The organism is Acinetobacter sp. YH12129 (assembly GCF_013418685.1).
Classification (GTDB): Bacteria; Pseudomonadota; Gammaproteobacteria; order Pseudomonadales; family Moraxellaceae; genus Acinetobacter; species Acinetobacter amyesii.
Genome location: NZ_VPBP01000011.1, coordinates 77,769 through 94,771 on the forward strand (window position 1 = coordinate 77,769; position 17,003 = coordinate 94,771).

At 40.5% G+C, this 17,003-nt stretch carries 11 protein-coding genes, 1 tRNA gene and 1 pseudogene; 6 read left to right on the forward strand and 7 right to left on the reverse strand.

The genetic code is table 11. From position 1 onward, the window contains the following. Positions 1-18 precede the first annotated feature (18 nt). The 5 genes from FTU65_RS07930 to lldP form a co-directional block, all read right to left on the reverse strand. Positions 19-2,055, reverse strand: a complete 2,037-nt coding sequence (locus tag FTU65_RS07930) for an NADPH-dependent 2,4-dienoyl-CoA reductase (RefSeq protein WP_180010899.1) — start codon at positions 2,053-2,055, stop codon at positions 19-21. 182 nt (positions 2,056-2,237) lie between these two features. Further along, positions 2,238-3,929 carry a D-lactate dehydrogenase gene (dld, locus tag FTU65_RS07935; protein WP_180010901.1) on the reverse strand — a complete coding sequence of 564 codons (1,692 nt, stop codon included), beginning with the start codon at positions 3,927-3,929 and terminating at the stop codon, positions 2,238-2,240. 321 nt (positions 3,930-4,250) lie between these two features. After that, the gene (gene lldD / locus FTU65_RS07940) at positions 4,251-5,405 is read right to left on the reverse strand and encodes an FMN-dependent L-lactate dehydrogenase LldD (RefSeq protein WP_180004197.1); all 1,155 of its coding nucleotides are present in this window, start codon (positions 5,403-5,405) and stop codon (positions 4,251-4,253) included. Positions 5,406-5,407: 2 nt separating this feature from the next. Continuing rightward, a complete protein-coding gene (lldR, locus tag FTU65_RS07945) occupies positions 5,408-6,151 on the reverse strand; it encodes a transcriptional regulator LldR (protein ID WP_078189144.1) in 744 nt (247 codons plus the stop codon). A 32-nt stretch (positions 6,152-6,183) separates the two neighbouring features. Further along, positions 6,184-7,851, reverse strand: coding sequence for an L-lactate permease (gene lldP, locus FTU65_RS07950; RefSeq protein WP_171256696.1), 1,668 nt, complete (start codon positions 7,849-7,851; stop codon positions 6,184-6,186). Between the two features lie 617 nt (positions 7,852-8,468). On the opposite strand from lldP, the gene argG reads away from it, so the two are divergent. Continuing rightward, positions 8,469-9,812 carry an argininosuccinate synthase gene (argG, locus tag FTU65_RS07955; protein ID WP_078189146.1) on the forward strand — a complete coding sequence of 448 codons (1,344 nt, stop codon included), beginning with the start codon at positions 8,469-8,471 and terminating at the stop codon, positions 9,810-9,812. Between the two features lie 82 nt (positions 9,813-9,894). On the opposite strand, the gene FTU65_RS07960 is transcribed toward argG, so the two are convergent. Beyond that, positions 9,895-11,151 (reverse strand): diguanylate cyclase, encoded by a 1,257-nt coding sequence (locus FTU65_RS07960; protein WP_180010903.1) that lies wholly within the window; start codon positions 11,149-11,151, stop codon positions 9,895-9,897. Positions 11,152-11,302: 151 nt separating this feature from the next. Here FTU65_RS07960 and pyrC point away from each other — a divergent pair, with 151 nt between their 5' ends. The 5 genes from pyrC to FTU65_RS07985 all read left to right on the forward strand — a co-directional run bounded on the left by pyrC (position 11,303) and on the right by FTU65_RS07985 (position 16,712). Then, positions 11,303-12,337: a dihydroorotase gene (gene pyrC, locus FTU65_RS07965; RefSeq protein WP_168379382.1), complete on the forward strand. Its 1,035-nt coding sequence runs from the start codon at positions 11,303-11,305 to the stop codon at positions 12,335-12,337. After that, positions 12,322-12,981, forward strand: coding sequence for a ribonuclease T (rnt, locus tag FTU65_RS07970; protein WP_078192915.1), 660 nt, complete (start codon positions 12,322-12,324; stop codon positions 12,979-12,981). Before pyrC ends, rnt begins: the two co-directional genes overlap by 16 nt. A 20-nt stretch (positions 12,982-13,001) precedes the next feature. Then, a tRNA-Glu gene (locus tag FTU65_RS07975) sits at positions 13,002-13,077 on the forward strand. 201 nt (positions 13,078-13,278) lie between these two features. Next, complete coding sequence (locus tag FTU65_RS07980) at positions 13,279-15,816, forward strand: TonB-dependent receptor plug domain-containing protein (RefSeq protein ID WP_180010905.1); 2,538 nt, start codon at positions 13,279-13,281, stop codon at positions 15,814-15,816. A gap of 59 nt (positions 15,817-15,875) precedes the next feature. Continuing rightward, positions 15,876-16,712, forward strand: coding sequence for a hypothetical protein (locus FTU65_RS07985; RefSeq protein WP_180065807.1), 837 nt, complete (start codon positions 15,876-15,878; stop codon positions 16,710-16,712). Positions 16,713-16,892: 180 nt separating this feature from the next. On the opposite strand, the pseudogene FTU65_RS16315 reads toward FTU65_RS07985, so the two are convergent. After that, a pseudogene (locus FTU65_RS16315) lies at positions 16,893-17,003 on the reverse strand (transposase); the annotation flags it as partial.

Consider the following 17,003-nt stretch of genomic DNA (forward strand, 5'->3'; position numbering starts at 1 on the left):
TATTGTTTCGCCAAATCCTTAAAGTTTAGCCGCAAGCTCCGCACCTTCACGTATTGCGCGTTTCGCATCTAACTCTGCTGCTAGTTTTGCACCACCAATAATATGGTAATTGGCAAGGGTTTTCTCACCCTGTTCAGGCATCAAATGCTTCACCGATTCCTGACCTGCACAAACAACAATCGTATCTACACGTAATAATTGATCATGCCCTTCATATTCAACCCAAAGACCTTCATCAGTAATGGCTTTGTATTGAACACCACGCAGCATACGAACCGCATTTTTCTTTAATTGTGCACGATGTACCCAGCCTGATGTTTTACCTAACCCAGCACCAATTGCAGTTGTTTTACGTTGTAATAAGTAGATTTCACGAACAGGAGGTTCGAGCTCAGCAGCCTGCATACCACCTTCTGTTACGTAGTTTGGATTTGGATCAACACCCCACTCCCGCTGCCAATCCGCTAAAGGCATTGGTTGTGGCTGATGTGGTGGTTTGAGTAAAAATTCAGATACATCAAAGCCAATGCCGCCTGCACCAATCACAGCAACTTTACCCCCCACAGCTGCGCCTTTCAGCACTTCTGCATAAGACAAGACATTCGGTGCATCACTACCTTCGATTTTCAAGCTGCGAGGAACTACACCTGTTGCAATAACCACTTCCTCAAACCCTTCACGTTCAAGCTGTTCACGGTTAACGCGTGTATTTAAACGCAAATCCACCCCTGTTTTTTCGATTTGAACTTTAAAGTAGCGAATCGTTTCGTGAAATTCTTCTTTGCCGGGAACGACTTTCGCCAAATTAAATTGACCACCTACCTCTGCACCAGCTTCAAATAAAGTCACCGCATGGCCTCGGCTTGCTGCAACCGTTGCAGCAGACATCCCTGCCACGCCACCACCGACGACTGCAATACGCTTCGGTTTTTTGGTCTTTAAATAAACCAATTCAGTTTCATATGCCGCTCGTGGGTTAACCAAACACGTCGCACGCTGATTTTTAAAAGTATGATCTAAGCAGGCTTGGTTACAGGCAATACAGGTATTAATTTCATCGACACGGTTGGTCGCCGTTTTATTTACCCAAAATGGGTCTGCCAAGAATGGACGCGCCATTTGCACCATATCTGCCTTGCCTGAAGCCAAAATTTCTTCAGCTGTATCTGGCATATTGATACGGTTGGACGCAATGACAGGAATCGCAACATGTTTTTTGACTTCAGCGGTATAGTCCACAAACGCTGCGCGAGGCACTGAGGTCACAATTGTCGGAATACGTGCTTCATGCCAACCAATCCCCGTGTTCAATAACGTCACACCCGCTGCTTCCAATGCTTTAGCAACAGTAATGACTTCTGCCATAGTGTTCCCATCATGAACCAAATCAAGCAATGACAAACGGAAGCAGATAATAAATTTCTCACCCACTTCAGCACGTATTGATTTCACAATATCAACCGCAAGGCGCATACGATTTTCAATTTCACCGCCCCAACGGTCAGTCCGTTGGTTGACATGACGACTTAAAAATTGATTCAGCAAATAGCCTTCTGAACCCATGATTTCAACACCGTCATAGCCCGCTTTTTGAGCTAAGCTTGCGCAGCGTACATAGTCGTCTATCGTGTCTAAAATCTGTTTATCACTCAATTGACGCGGTTTAAAAGGTGAAATCGGAGATTTTATCGGACTCGCTGACACTGCAAAAGGCTGATAGCCATAACGCCCTGCATGCAAGATTTGCATTAAAATTTTGGCACCATGCTTATGCACTGCATGAGTCACCAATCGATGTGGAGCGATATCACCTAAAGTATTCATGGTACCGCCAGCAGGTAACAACCAACCTTGACGGTTTGGCGAAATACCGCCTGTAATAATCAGGCCGACACCACCTTTCGCACGCTCACCAAAATAAGCTGCAAGCTTAGGATAATTATAAAAACGATCTTCTAGCCCACTATGCATGGACCCCATCACGACACGATTTTTAATCGTGGTAAAACCCAAATGTAAAGGTTTTAAAATATTTGCATAGCTAGTCGTTGTCATGCTGAATCCTTATTTTGGCTTTGCAACTTGTTGCATAATACTTTAGCGGTTTTTTTATATTTTGGGATGACAGTTTAGAAAATATTCTTCGCTTTTATGGTCAATACCGCCTGATATATAAATCCTCTAACCATAAAAAAAGCCGTGATATTTCACATCACGGCGTGTTATTTTTAAAAGCATTATTTCCAATGCTTCAGCTTACTGGTTTGCCCAATCCCGACATTAAAGCTATTGGTTGGATCCAACTTTTGATAATGATTTTTTAATGCAGGCTTGGCAACATATAAATGTCCAACATTGTGTTCCGCAGGATATTCAGCACCACGATCATCGAGTAAATGCCACATTGCATGTTCCATTACCAAAGGATCTACACCTTTTTTCACAATATAATCTTGATGAAAAACATGACAGAGAAAATGTCCATAATAGAGTTTATGGATAATTTGCTCATCCATGGCTTTCGGCAAAGTTTCTACCCACTCTCGATCATTGCGACGTAGCGCAATATCCAGCGCAACAATATCTTCCACTTCCGAACGATGCGTATCACGATAACGAATTGCAGCACCTGCCACCGCAAAACGGTGTAAAAATGCTTTACGCCCTTCTTCGTCTGTGCATTTAAAATAATTGCCTGCCGTTTTATCTAAAAAATACGTTTTCAAATACGCATCAACTTGATCAACATCCTGATTTTCAATACGAATCATCAAATGATGTTCATATAAATCACGGAAGGCATTCATCCGTTTCGGCAAATGATTCGGCAAAAATTTTGTCACTAGCTGCAAGACTTTATCTGACAAACCTCGCAAGCCCAGTTTTTCTAAATAGCCATCGACTTTATCTTTCATGGCAAAAGCAGCTGGAACTTTTGCCGTGCCAAATTTTTCAATAAATACAAAAGAATCTTTGCCGTACTCAGCCCCAATGTCATATGCCACGCGATGAATGTACTCACCTGCAATCGGCAAGCGCGGCAAATCTTTTAGTAAAAAACGGCGAATTTCCGTCAAATCATCATGTGAATTGGTTCCTACATAAAACACCTGACTTGGAATCTTTTCAAAGGTATCTAAACGTACGGCAAAGACACACACTTTACCCGCTGAACCCGATGCTTCAAATAAGCGGCTTGGATCAGCATTGAAACGTGCAGGCGTATTTTCATCAACTTGTTTAACGTCATGTGAATAGCGCTGATCAGAGGCACAGCAACTTGAATTATTCACAATGTCATTGATTTGATAATTTTTATTTTCCAACGCTGTGAGGATTTCTTCAGGCGTATTGCCAAGATTGATACCTAAATGATTGACCAACTCTAAGTCACCTGACTCATTCACTCGTGCATACAGTGCAAGCTCTGTATAGGCAGGACCGCGGCGCACCAAAGCACCACCTGAGTTATTACAGACGCCACCCAAAACCGATGCCCCAATACAAGAAGAACCAATCACCGAATGAGGTTCACGATTAAATGGCAGCAAATCTTTTTCAAGTTTGTCTAATGTCGCACCCGGTAGACAAATCACTTGCTTGCCTTCATTAATCACTTGGATGCCAACCAAACGACGTGTACTTATCAGCACCACAGGACGGTCATAGTCATCACCAAACGGCGTTGAACCACCTGTCAGACCTGTATTGGCGGCTTGCATAATCACAATACAATTTGCATCCACAGCCGCTTGCAGCACTTGCCATTGCTCAAGCAAAGAGCCCGGTGTAACCACAGCCAATACTTTTCCTGCACCGTAACGGCGACCTTGGCGGTATAAACGTGTGTCTTTATCTTCAGTTAAAACGTGTTGCTTACCGACGATGTTGATGAGGTTTTGAATGGTTTGTAATGATTGAGTTTGCATGCTCGTAGAATTTTCCATTTTCAATATTTTCTCTCCTTGATAAAGAGGAATAGCATTGTTATGCAATGAAAAAATATTGATTTAAATAATTTTAAACAACGTAGGTTTATTTGCACATATCAAAAGTTTTTAGTCATTGTTATTAAAATCTATAATGAATATCCCTTCTCCCTTTGGGATGAGTAGCAACGCTACGCAAGAGGGTTAGGAGAATTATTCAATAAACACCTCTCCCTAACCCTCTCCTACAAGGAGAGGGAACTTTCATTTTTTAATTTTTTTTGATGACGAATAACTTTCCCAAGAGATCTATTCAAAAAATCACCCAGCCAACTCTTTCTCTAACTTCACCAAACAATCAGATGTAATATCCGCAATGGTTTTTGCACCTGTTAAGGTCATCGCAACACGCATTTCTTTATCAATCAGTTCTAGAAGATTGGAAACACCCTCACCACCTGCTGCACCGAGTGCATAAACAAATGCGCGACCGAGCATACAGGTATCTGCACCCAAAGCCAGCATACGCACCACATCTAAACCATTTCGAATACCGGAGTCCGCAAGAATTTTAATATCGCCTTTTACTGCATCTGCAATTGGCGGTAATGCACGCGCTGATGATAAAACCCCATCGAGCTGACGGCCACCATGGTTTGACACCACGATGCCATCTGCACCAAAACGCACAGCATCTTTGGCATCTTCAGGGTCAAGTATGCCTTTAATAACCATCGGTCCATCCCAAAATTCACGAATCCACTCAAGATCTTTCCATGAAATTGATGGGTCAAAGTTATTACCCAACCAGCCGATATAATCTTCTAAACCTGTTGGTTTGCCCAAGTATTTAGAAATATTCCCTAAGTCATGCGGACGACCTAATAAACCCACATTCCATGCCCAGTGTGGATGGAAACACGACTGCATATAACGGCGCATGGCTGCATTTGGCCCGCTCATCCCTGAGTGCGCATCACGGTAACGCGCGCCCGGAACAGGCATATCCACGGTAAACACTAAAGTTGAACAGCCTGCAGCTTTGGCACGTTCTAAGGCATTTTTCATAAAGCCACGGTCACGTAGCACATATAACTGAAACCACATGGGACGCTGAATCGCTGGCGACACCTCTTCAATAGGACATACTGAAACGGTAGACAGCGTAAATGGAATGCCCTTTTTATCTGCGGCTACTGCTGCTTGAACTTCGCCGCGGCGTGCATACATTCCCGTTAAACCCACAGGTGATAAAGCCACAGGCATTGATAAGGTTTCATTAAACAGTTGGGTTTCTAAACTCAGCTGTGACATGTCATTCAGCACACGTTGACGCAACGCTATTTTTGATAAATCTTCTACATTACGCTTTAAGGTATATTCGGCATACGCCCCGCCATCGATGTAATGAAATAAAAATGGCGGTAAACGACGACGTGCCGCTTCACGGTAGTCATTGGCAGAAGAAATAATCATGCTTATATCCTGTTTAATCGACTGGCACGCTGACGTCGAGCTTCTTCTTCATCAATCATACGCACCTGTTGTACTACAAACTCAATGTGTCCACAGACTGCTTTACGTGCAGCTTCAGGATCACGACGTTCAATTGCATTCATGACTTGAAAGTGCTGATCGTGCAATTGATCAAATCGGTGTGCTTCGCTATAAACTTTTCGACGACCTAAAACGACATTAAATTGCAACAGATCAAATAGACCACGCATCATCTGAATCAACACTAAATTGTGTGAAGCTTCAGCAATTGCTAAATGAAATTTGGCATCTGCACGCGCTGCTTCATCGTCATTGCCTAAAGCCTGAAAATGATTGATCTGATCATAATAATGTCGGATATGTGCCAAGTCCTCTGCTGTAGCACGTTGTGCCGCATACCATGCAGTACCACCTTCTAAAATAATGCGCGCCTCTTGCACATCAAAACGGTAGGCAGGGTCTTCACTAATCAAACTGCTAATGGGCTGCACAATTTGATAACTCGACCAAGTCGCTGGTAATTGCTTTAAAAAAGTCCCCGCACCGACTTTACTGACCAACACGCCCATGCTGGTCAATTGAGAAATCGCTTCGCGTAAAGAGGTGCGTGAGACGCCTAGTTGTTCACACAGTTTCCGTTCAGCAGGCAGACGATCTCCAACTTGCATATTGCTTTCTTCAATCAATACACGAAGACTTTGAACAGTTTTATCAGAGACTTTCATCTGCTTTCCTTAACGTTGTTACACAATGCGTGTTATGGAATCATCCAAGGGAACACATAAGCTTGTAGGGTGATTAAAATCCCCATCATGATTGTGAACGTTATACTGTGTTTTACGGTAAAACGGAATAAATCCGACTCTTTACCTACCAATCCAACTGCCGCACATGCAATTGCAATGGACTGCGGAGAAATCATTTTTCCAGTCACACCACCACTGGTATTGGCAGCAACGAGTAATACTTCTGGCACACCGATTTGTTGTGCAGTAGTTGCCTGTAATGCAGCAAATAGTGCATTGGCTGACGTATCTGAACCCGTAAGGAAGACACCAAGCCATCCTAAAAATGGCGAGAAGAAGGTAAAGGCTTGGCCTGTATGCGCAAGTGCCAATGCCAATGTTGCCGACATCCCTGAATAGTTGGCGATAAATGCAAAAGCCAAGACCATTCCAATCGAATAAATTGGAATTTTTAATTCATTAATGGTTTCACCAAAGGTCACAATTGCGTCTTTCGGCTTCATTTTTAAGAAAATAATGGTAATGATCGCAGCGATGACAATTGCCGTACCTGTTGCCGAAAACCAGTCAAATTTATAGATGGCATCGTAGTCCTTCATTTCAGGTACGACTGGCGGCATCTTTTGAACCAATTGATGTAAAAATGGCACTTTGATGGAAATAACCAAATCATGTAAGGCACCGTCTTTAGTAAATAAATCCTTAAACGGTTTAATACTCCAGATCGTGACCATCACCGTTAAGATCGCAAATGGTGACCACGCTTTTGCAATTTGCCCCAAGCTATATTTTTGCTGTTTTTGTGCAGCAACATCTTCACTCATCGTCGCATCTTGATCTGCAAAGCGGAAAATATGTTTAGGCTGCCAATATTTAAATAAAATCGTTAATGACACTAAAGAGGCAATCGCCGCGGTAATATCGGGTAATTCAGGACCGACAAAGTTCGAGGTTAGGTACTGTGCAATCGCAAAGCTACTCGCCCCAACCACAACTGCAGGCCAAGTTTCCTTCACACCGCGCCAACCATCCATAATCGCCATAATCCAAAACAGTACAATCGGTACCATAAATGGCAACTGTCGACCAACCATCTGACTGATTTCCATCGTATCAACACCAGACACTTGCCCAGCAACGATAATTGGAATACCCATCGCACCAAAAGCCACTGGCGCTGTATTTACGATCAGACAAAGACCTGCCGCATATAAGGGTTTAAAGCCTAAACCTACCAATAGTGCTGCAGTAATCGCCACAGGAGCACCAAAGCCCGCCGCACCTTCGAGGAAAGTACCGAAAGCAAAGCCAACTAACAGCATCTGTAATCGTTGATCTTCAGTAATGGAAAGTATCGAAGAACGGATGATGTCAAACTGCCCTGTTTTGACTGAGATTTTATACAGGAACACCGCACCAATAATGATCCATGCGATCGGCCATAAACCATAGAAAAAACCGTAGACCATCGAAGCCAATGCCATAAGCGCAGGCATGTCATAGGCAAATAAAGACACCAACAGTGCCAGTACAACGGTGATCGTACCTGCCACACTGCCTTTTAAACGAAATACAGCAAGCGCCAAGAAAAAAAAGATAATCGGAATGAGCGCAATTAAACTTGATATCCATATATTCCCCATTGGGTCATATATTTGCTGCCATTGAAGCATTGTCATCTCCTTGAAATGCTTACTAAGATTTAATTATTGAGCAATATCAGCATGTGGTCTTTTTATATTGGTATGACCAATATAAATATTAAACACATAAAAACTCATACTATTGCTGAAATACTCCGCAATTTTTAATTATTTCAACTCCATCATTCAAGCTTTTCTTGTTTTTGGTATGACCAATATAAAATACAAAAACATTATTTTTCCGTTTAAAAACTTCCACATCAACTTTTAAATATCTGTTTTGTAGTTATTATTTATGAATAAACTTTATAAAATATACTTTAGTCGAATAACCCAGCTTTGTATGACCTCATTCTCATTTCAGTAAAAAGGATAAAACCAAATCAACTCATTATTGGTATGATCATTTATTTAAATCAAATAAATTTCTTTATATTTGCATCCTATTTCTTTCAGAAAATGCATTTTCCGCACGCAAAAACTTGATGAAGTATTCAACAATAGATTTCAACGATCATTTTTTTCCACCTCATCGCTTGTATCTCATGATTTTTTAGAAAAACCCCGCAGAAAAGTGCTACAATCATGCACATATATGTATTCTTTCAGGCCACCCATTCTCGGTGCCTATATTTATATCGTTAGGATTAACAATGACTGATAATGCAACTATCTTGCAGAATGTCCCAGTTGGCAAAAAAGTTGGTATTGCCTTCTCTGGTGGTCTAGATACTTCAGCTGCGCTTTTGTGGATGAAACAAAAAGGTGCAGAACCTTATGCTTACACAGCAAACTTAGGTCAACCTGATGAAGACGACTACGATGCGATTCCAAAAAAAGCGGAAGCGTATGGCGCAGTTAAAGCTCGCTTAGTTGATTGTCGTTTACAACTTGCATTAGAAGGTATTGCGGCTATTCAATGTGGCGCTTTCCACATTTCAACTGGTGGTATGCCTTACTTCAACACGACTCCTCTTGGTCGTGCAGTTACAGGTACGATGCTTGTAACCGCAATGAAAGAAGATGACGTAAACATCTGGGGTGACGGTTCGACTTATAAAGGTAACGACATTGAACGTTTCTACCGTTATGGTCTATTGACTAACCCATCGCTTAAAATTTACAAACCTTGGTTAGACCAAACCTTTATTGACGAATTAGGTGGCCGTGCAGAAATGTCACAGTTCCTAATCGACAACGGTTTTGACTATAAAATGTCAAAAGAGAAAGCGTACTCAACTGACTCAAACATGTTAGGTGCGACTCACGAAGCAAAAGATCTTGAATACCTTAATGCGGGTATCAAAATCGTAGACCCAATCATGGGCGTTGCTTTCTGGAAAGATGACGTAGAAGTTAAAGCTGAAGAAGTTTCTGTAACTTTCGAAGAAGGCTTCCCTGTTGCATTAAACGGCAAACGCATCGAAAACCCTGTTGAATTCATTCTTGAAGCCAACCGTATCGGTGGTCGTCACGGTCTAGGTATGTCAGACCAAATCGAAAACCGTATCATTGAAGCAAAATCTCGTGGTATTTACGAAGCTCCGGGTATGGCGCTTCTTCACATCGCTTATGAGCGTCTTGTGACTGGTATTCATAACGAAGACACCATCGAACAATACCGTATTAACGGTCTGCGTTTAGGTCGTCTTCTTTACCAAGGTCGTTGGTTCGATTCTCAATCATTAATGCTTCGTGAAACTGCGCAGCGTTGGGTTGCTAAAGCAATCACTGGTACTGTGACTTTAGAACTTCGTCGTGGTAATGACTACACTATTCTAAACACTGAATCTCCTAACCTCACTTATGAAGCTGAGCGTTTAACTATGGAGAAAGGTGACTCTATGTTTAGCCCTGCTGACCGTATCGGTCAATTGACTATGCGTAACTTGGATATCACAGATACTCGCGCTAAATTAGGTATCTACACAAACTCTGGCTTACTTGCAGTAGGTACAGGTTCTGCAGTGCCTCAATTAAAAGACAAAAACAAATAAGATTTGTTGAGTCATAAAAAACCGCGCATTTTGCGCGGTTTTTTATTGCCGATTTCAGAGAAGTTCTCAATTTTATTAAACATTAAGCCACATGTGCTGAACGAATCGACTGATAGTAAATTTGATTCCGGCCTAATTGTTTCGCACGATACAACGCCTGATCAGCAATATTTAACAGTTCATCCTTCGTCATATTTTCAGCACGATATACCGTAATACCCAAACTAATAGTGACGTGATTTGAAACCTGTGATTTGGCATGTGGAATTTCTAAACGATCGATTGCTTTATAAATATTCGAGGCAACTGCATAAGCACCATGTGCATCGGTTTCTGGCAATAAAACCACAAACTCTTCACCACCATATCGCGCTACAAAATCCATATGTCGAATGGCATTTTTAATGGTTTTGGCAATGGTTGAAATTACATCATCGCCTTTTTGATGACCGTAGAAATCGTTATAGTTTTTAAAATGATCGACATCGATAAACAACACAGCGAGCGAGGTGTTATTACGTCGAGATTGCTCATAAAAGGTATCGAGCATTTCATCAAAAGTACGTCGATTTGAAATCTTGGTTAATTCATCATGCTGACTTAAATGCAAAAGCTCTGTGGTATGAATACGATGGATTTTTTCACTAATATCCGCGCGCAGCATATTCAAAAAAATCATCCTTTCACGCGCACAGAGCATCTTACTGATTGCAAAACCCAATACACAGCTTCCAATCAGTACACGCCCCAACACCATCATATCAAATTTCACTTCTAATGAAAAAAGCATCAACATGGTGACCACAGCAGCCAACAAGCCAGACATCAACATTTGGACCGGTTTCACCCCCGTCAAAATGTAGCTCAAGATGTAAATCATACAAAGGATCATCATGGCCTGATGTTTAAGTGCTTCGGTATACACGGTCATGGTGAGCCAAGACATTGAAATAACTGCCCAAAACACTACAAACATACTAGCATGTGAAAAATAAGGCTTCAGACGGTCGTAACGAGCAAAGGCATATAAAGTCAGAAGACACAGCGCACCATTGAGCTGTCCAAGCAAACAATGAATAAAATCATGCACAAAATGCTGCTGATCAATAATCCAGTAATCTCCGGGAATGATCAGCATGGTGAGCACAAAGTAGATCAACACCCCCATCCAGAAAAAATGACGTATGTTGGTTTGCGCACGATCGAGGTTTAAAGTCCAAAATTGGGTTTCCAGTTTTTTAGGAAACATTTCCCCTACACGACGAGTTTGCCGTGTAATCAGTTCCTCTATTTTTTCTTTATCGTATTGCAACTTTGCAAGGTTATACTTGTATTCCATTTCCAAGCATTTATCTAATTCTTTTAGTCATTTAAAAATACCACAGTTTTATTCTTTATTTATATCTGTTCAGTCATTTGTACAGAAATCTCGTTACCATTTTCACATTATTTGCATTATCATTTGTTTTATTTCCAAGCTTGGAATCGCTGTGAACACGATTACTCTTCTTCAGCCAGATGATTGGCATGCACATTTACGTGACGGTCTAGCCCTAAAGCGTACAGTTCCTGATTTAGCACAACAATTCTCTCGCGCGATTTGTATGCCAAACACCGTACCACCGGTAAAAACCGTTGAAGAAGCAAATGCATACCGTGAACGTATCATAGCACATGTTCCTGAAGGCGTTCACTTTGACCCGCGTATGGTGCTCTATTTCACAGACAACACCCCAGCGAGTGAAGTTAAAAAAATTAAAGAATCTGAGCATGTTAATGCCATTAAGCTCTATCCAGCAGGTGCAACCACGAACTCAGACAGTGGTGTCAGCGACATTAGTAAAGTCTATGGTGTGATTGAGCAACTCGAAGAGCACCAAGTGCCATTACTGTTACATGGTGAAGTGACCCACAACCATGTCGATATTTTTGACCGTGAAAAACGTTTCCTAGATGAAGTGCTATCTCCACTTTTAAAACAGTTTCCTAAATTAAAATTGGTACTAGAACACATCACCACCAGTGAAGCTGCGCATTTTGTATTAGAACAAGACCGTAATGTCGCTGCGACAATCACACCGCAACATTTATTATTTAACCGTAATGACATGTTGGTGGGTGGCATTAAACCCCATTTCTATTGCTTACCGATTTTAAAACGCCAAACCCATCAGCAAACATTGCTCGAAGTTGCGACCAGTGCAAACCCTAAATTTTTCTTAGGTACAGACAGTGCGCCTCACTCAAAAAATGCTAAAGAAAATGCATGTGGCTGTGCAGGGTGTTATAGTGCACCAACAGCAATTGAGCTATACGCTCAAGCATTTGATCAAGTCGGTAAAATCGACCGTTTAGAAGGTTTTGCAAGCCACTTTGGTGCAGACTTCTACGGACTCCCTCGAAATACCAATACCATTACTTTGGTAAAAGAAGATCAAGTGATCCCTGAAAGTTTAGACTACTTGGATGGCGAAAAAATTATTCCGTTGTATGCGGGTAAGACCATCCAATGGAGAAAAGTGTGACAGATGAAACTCGACCAGTCATTGGTCAACGTTTCCGTGGATTCCTACCTGTTGTTGTCGATGTCGAAACAGCAGGTTTTAATTCACAGACCGATGCCTTACTGGAAATTGCAGCTATTCCTATTGTGTATGATGCAGAAGGTAATTTTGTACCGGGTGAAGCCCACCATGCACATATCAATCCGTTTGAAGGTGCCAACCTTGACCGTCGCTCACTGGATTTTATTGGTGTAGATCCATTTAATCCGATGCGTATGGCCATGGCTGAAGATGAGAAATCAGCATTAAAACGTATTTTTAAGTCAGTGAATGAAGTACGTCGCCAACAGAACTGCACACACGCGGTTTTAGTTGGTCATAATGCCCATTTTGACTTAGGTTTTGTACAGGCAGCGATTGCACGTACAGGGACAAAAAATCAAAATCCTTTCCATAGTTTTTCCGTATTCGATACAGTGACTTTGAGCGCTGTAATGTTTGGACAAACTGTGCTGGCAAAATCATGTATTCAGGCAGGTATTGAGTTTGATGGCAAAGAAGCACACTCTGCACTTTACGATACTCAGAAGACCGCTGAACTGTTCTGTTATATTTTGAACAAACTCGGCCCTCACCTACTTGACACTATGATGGCGGATCAATAAGATACCGCCATCTTCTAAACGTCCCTATCGTCTAGAGGCCTAGGACATCGCCCTTTCACGGCGGTAACCGGGGTTCGAATCCCCGTAGGGACGCCAATTCTTATTCAGACTTTCTCCAAGCTGATTATTCAAGTCTATTGAATACACATCACCATCTCTTCTGATTATTCAAAATTTTCATTGAATTCGCTGTGTATTAAAAAATCACTTATTGCAAATAATTCTCATTTCTATTGATTATTTTTGTAAAGTTAATGATAATCGCTATCGTTTTTATCTGCATAATTGTTGACAGCCATGCGCTTTGCCTATTCTCCCCTCAATCTCGCAATTTTGACTGCTTTAGCATCTCAAGCTTATGCTAATGAAATTGATACAACTCAATTTATTCAAAGCAATAATCTCAAAATGTCGCCGATTGAAGTTGAAGTCAAAGCCAAGCCAGAAGTAGGTACAACCGTCTACTCCAAAGAAGATTTAGAAAAAACGCCGAATAGTTCGAAAAATATCACAGACTTTTTAAAAGTTAATCCAAATGTGCAGTTTAGCCGTGAACAACGTTCTGCAGATTCACAGGCTGAGCTACGACCATCCGAGATATCTATTAATGGCGCGCAAACTTACCGAAATAAATTTGTAATTAACGGCGTCAATACCACCAATAACCTTGACCCTCTGGCAAGCGGCAACTCCTATTCAGGCAAGCTTGATGGTGGCTCACAAGGGATGGCCCTAAATACCGATTTAATTTGTAAATTAGAATTGATCGATAGTAATGTTTCTGCAGCATACGGCGAATTTACAGGTGGTATAGTTAATGCTGAAACTTGTACCCCAAATACTGAAATTGGCAAAATCCACGGCTCCGTTACTTACGACTACACGGAAAGTGATTGGTCACGTTATCATTTTACCGATGAAGAAGAAGCTGCAGAGTTTGAAGATCCAACATCATCAAATAATAAAGAATATAAAAAACACGGCTTAAGCCTGAATCTATACAGCAAACTCTCTGAACAATGGGGCATCAATAGTTATGCCTCTAAACGTGAATCCATCGTTCCAGTAATGAGTGGTTTAGAAGATCGCAGTAAAGTCAAAAGCGAGCGTAATAATATCAACTTAGGGACTACCCTTTTTTACACACCTTCGGACACAACCAAAGCGAAGTTTGGCTTTGATTTAGGGGATTTGGACAGTCTAAATTTCGTTGATAAGCGAATAAATTCAAAAAGTATTAGCAATACAGAAACGTTGACATTTTTTGGTGAATTAGAAAGTAAACTCAATAATTCAACATTAAAACAAAATATTAGCTATCAAACGCTAAGCCAAGCACGTGAAAATGATTCAACTACCGGCATTCTTTGGAAGCAAACACCAACTAAAAACTGGAGTTCCAATCCTGGTGAAGGTGCCACAAGTAGTGATATTGAATTACACCAAGATACATTTTCGTATAGTCTAAAAAATGCGTTTGATACCATTCAGATTGGCAACAGCATGCAACAATTAAGCTTTGGTATGGGCTATGACTATTCTAAAGTTGCATGGGAACGGCCTAACGATGCCTATATGTATAATCAGCCTAAGACTTTTACATCTAGTTCAGGCATTAGCTGTACGGCAGGTGATATTCTTTGTGATGAAGCAACGGATGAAAATAACTATCAAGGCCAATATCAAACAAATGGCAAGTATTATCAAAAAGGTAAAGTTAATATTGACCAACAACGTGTGCATACCTTCATTGAAAACACATCGACTTGGGATAATTTTTCAGCGCGTTTAGGTTTACGTGCAGATTATGATAGCTTATCGAAAAATTTAAATATTGCACCTCGTACTGCCTTTAACTATAAACCGCTAAAAAATGATCTTCTGTCCTTCACTACGGGATGGAATCGATATTATGCAAACTATACCTTAGCCACTGAACTGCAAGATCAACTTGCATTTTTGGAATACAATTTAAAACGCACAAAAAATCAAACTGAAGACTATTGGACTCAAACTGGGTTATCAGATTTAATATTAGCTAATTCCAATATTCAACGTGCCAATTTAAAGACCCCTTATGCTGACGAAATTGTGTTTGCCATTAATAGCCAAGTTAAAAACTGGAACCTTGGTCTGAAATGGGTGAATCGCGATAGCAAAGATGAAATCACAAAAAATCGTTTTATTGATCCAACAACCAGCAATACCATCGATCATTTTGAATATAGTAATAGTGGTAAAGCAAAAGCTGACATTTACACACTCACACTCAGAAATACGCTGCCAGTCGTATATAAAAACTCTCTGCACGGGTTTAACTTTGGCTTTGATTACACTGAATCGGAAAAAAATTATTTAGACTATTCTGAGCCATATAACGTTAACAGTAATACCGCTGCTGAAGATCGCGATATTATTTTTAACGGCAGCCTCATCCAATTTAATGAACGTCCTGTTGAAAATTTCAATCAGCCTTGGACGGCTCGTTTTGGTTGGGACATTGAGTTTTCAAATTTACCATTAAAGATTAATAACTTCTTAAGCTACAAATCTGAATATAAAGATACGTATAAACTAAAAAACAAAGTTGAGCATGATGGTGTCCTGTTGGAAGCCTATGCCACAGATACAATTAGACCTCGATTTAGTTGGGATATGCGTACCACTTATGATTTGAATTTCTCTAAAGACTACAAAGCAATATTCGGTTTAACCATTAACAATATTACCAATCGACATAATATCTATACCACCCCAGGTATTAGTGAGTCGACCAACAGACTTAGATCTGAAATTGGGCGACAGTTCATTGCTGATGTCACATTTAAATTTTAATCTTCCCTATCAAGAGCGCCTTAAAAACGCTCTTGATTCATTTTAAAATAGACTAAAACATGAAAAAAATAATCTTACTCTTTGGCCTGTGCATAGTATGTCTCGGTATCTTCATCTACATTTTTAGACCCGAAGCCAGCCTACCGACAAATCTTTCAAATACTGTTGAGCACGATGCCAATCAGACAAATCAAACAGCATTGAATGATGACCAAGAATCTTCTATTCCAGAAACCAACGATCATGACACTCAAATACAAGCGAAAAAAACCAAAAAATTGAGCGAAGAAGCAATACAGTATTACCGAACAGCAAGTAAATACGGTTGGGAGTCAATCGTTCGTGATTTTGAAAATGGAACCATCCTAAAAAGTAAAATGCCTAAAGGGGAAATAGAAAAACTTTGCGAAATTGCACTGAGTCAAAGCACTGCCGATAAAACCAAACGCTTATTTAAAGCAAATTGCAAACCACTCAATGGCCGTTCATCCTCTATGATTATTAATGGCGCATTAACCAATGCAGAAGGCAAAATAGATCAAAACGAAATCATTGAAAAATTAAAACTCTACAAGTCGGAAAATGTTTTACAAACACACGTTACGTATAAATTTGGCCCGTATGAAGAAAAAAGCTCTTTGCAATCTAAAACAATTGGTTGGGGGCTTGAAGACGTTTTTGATTATTTGCTGAGTATTGGAGTCGATTACACGGGCGTGGATGGTAATTTAATTTTAGACAATATCAAAGGCCGTAACCCTTCTGTGAGTTTGGTTCAAAAACTACTGAATGCAGGAATCGAGCCCAATAGTAACGTTTATAAACAAATGGAACAGAATGACTTTTCAACCAAATATCCTGACGTTTACAATTTATTAAAAGCACACAAACCATGAAAAACATCGTTATTACCAGCTGCCTGCTAATGAGTATGCATTGCTTTGCAAATGCTCCAGTGCCACAAAATCACGCTACCAATGCACCATCAGTGAAAAACATTCACGACTTTAAAAAGATCAAAGGGATGACAAATGATGCATCTCGTTATTATAAATTTATAAACATATAAGTTGTCATTAAAAAGTAAACATGTATTCTTTTCCGAATTGGTTTGATACTTTCTCCACCCATTGCTCTATTTTATCAGCTGTCATGACTTGAAAATCTCGCCAATAATATTTCATCTG

Coding starts and splice junctions, on each gene's coding strand:
- rnt (WP_078192915.1), top strand. CDS start 12,322: ATGGAGAAAAGTGTGACAGATGAAACTCGACCAGTCATTGGTCAACGT.
- lldP (WP_171256696.1), bottom strand. CDS start 7,851: ATGACAATGCTTCAATGGCAGCAAATATATGACCCAATGGGGAATATA.
- FTU65_RS07930 (WP_180010899.1), bottom strand. CDS start 2,055: ATGACAACGACTAGCTATGCAAATATTTTAAAACCTTTACATTTGGGT.
- dld (WP_180010901.1), bottom strand. CDS start 3,929: ATGCAAACTCAATCATTACAAACCATTCAAAACCTCATCAACATCGTC.
- FTU65_RS07980 (WP_180010905.1), top strand. CDS start 13,279: ATGCGCTTTGCCTATTCTCCCCTCAATCTCGCAATTTTGACTGCTTTA.
- FTU65_RS07960 (WP_180010903.1), bottom strand. CDS start 11,151: ATGGAATACAAGTATAACCTTGCAAAGTTGCAATACGATAAAGAAAAA.
- FTU65_RS07985 (WP_180065807.1), top strand. CDS start 15,876: ATGAAAAAAATAATCTTACTCTTTGGCCTGTGCATAGTATGTCTCGGT.
- argG (WP_078189146.1), top strand. CDS start 8,469: ATGACTGATAATGCAACTATCTTGCAGAATGTCCCAGTTGGCAAAAAA.
- lldR (WP_078189144.1), bottom strand. CDS start 6,151: ATGAAAGTCTCTGATAAAACTGTTCAAAGTCTTCGTGTATTGATTGAA.
- lldD (WP_180004197.1), bottom strand. CDS start 5,405: ATGATTATTTCTTCTGCCAATGACTACCGTGAAGCGGCACGTCGTCGT.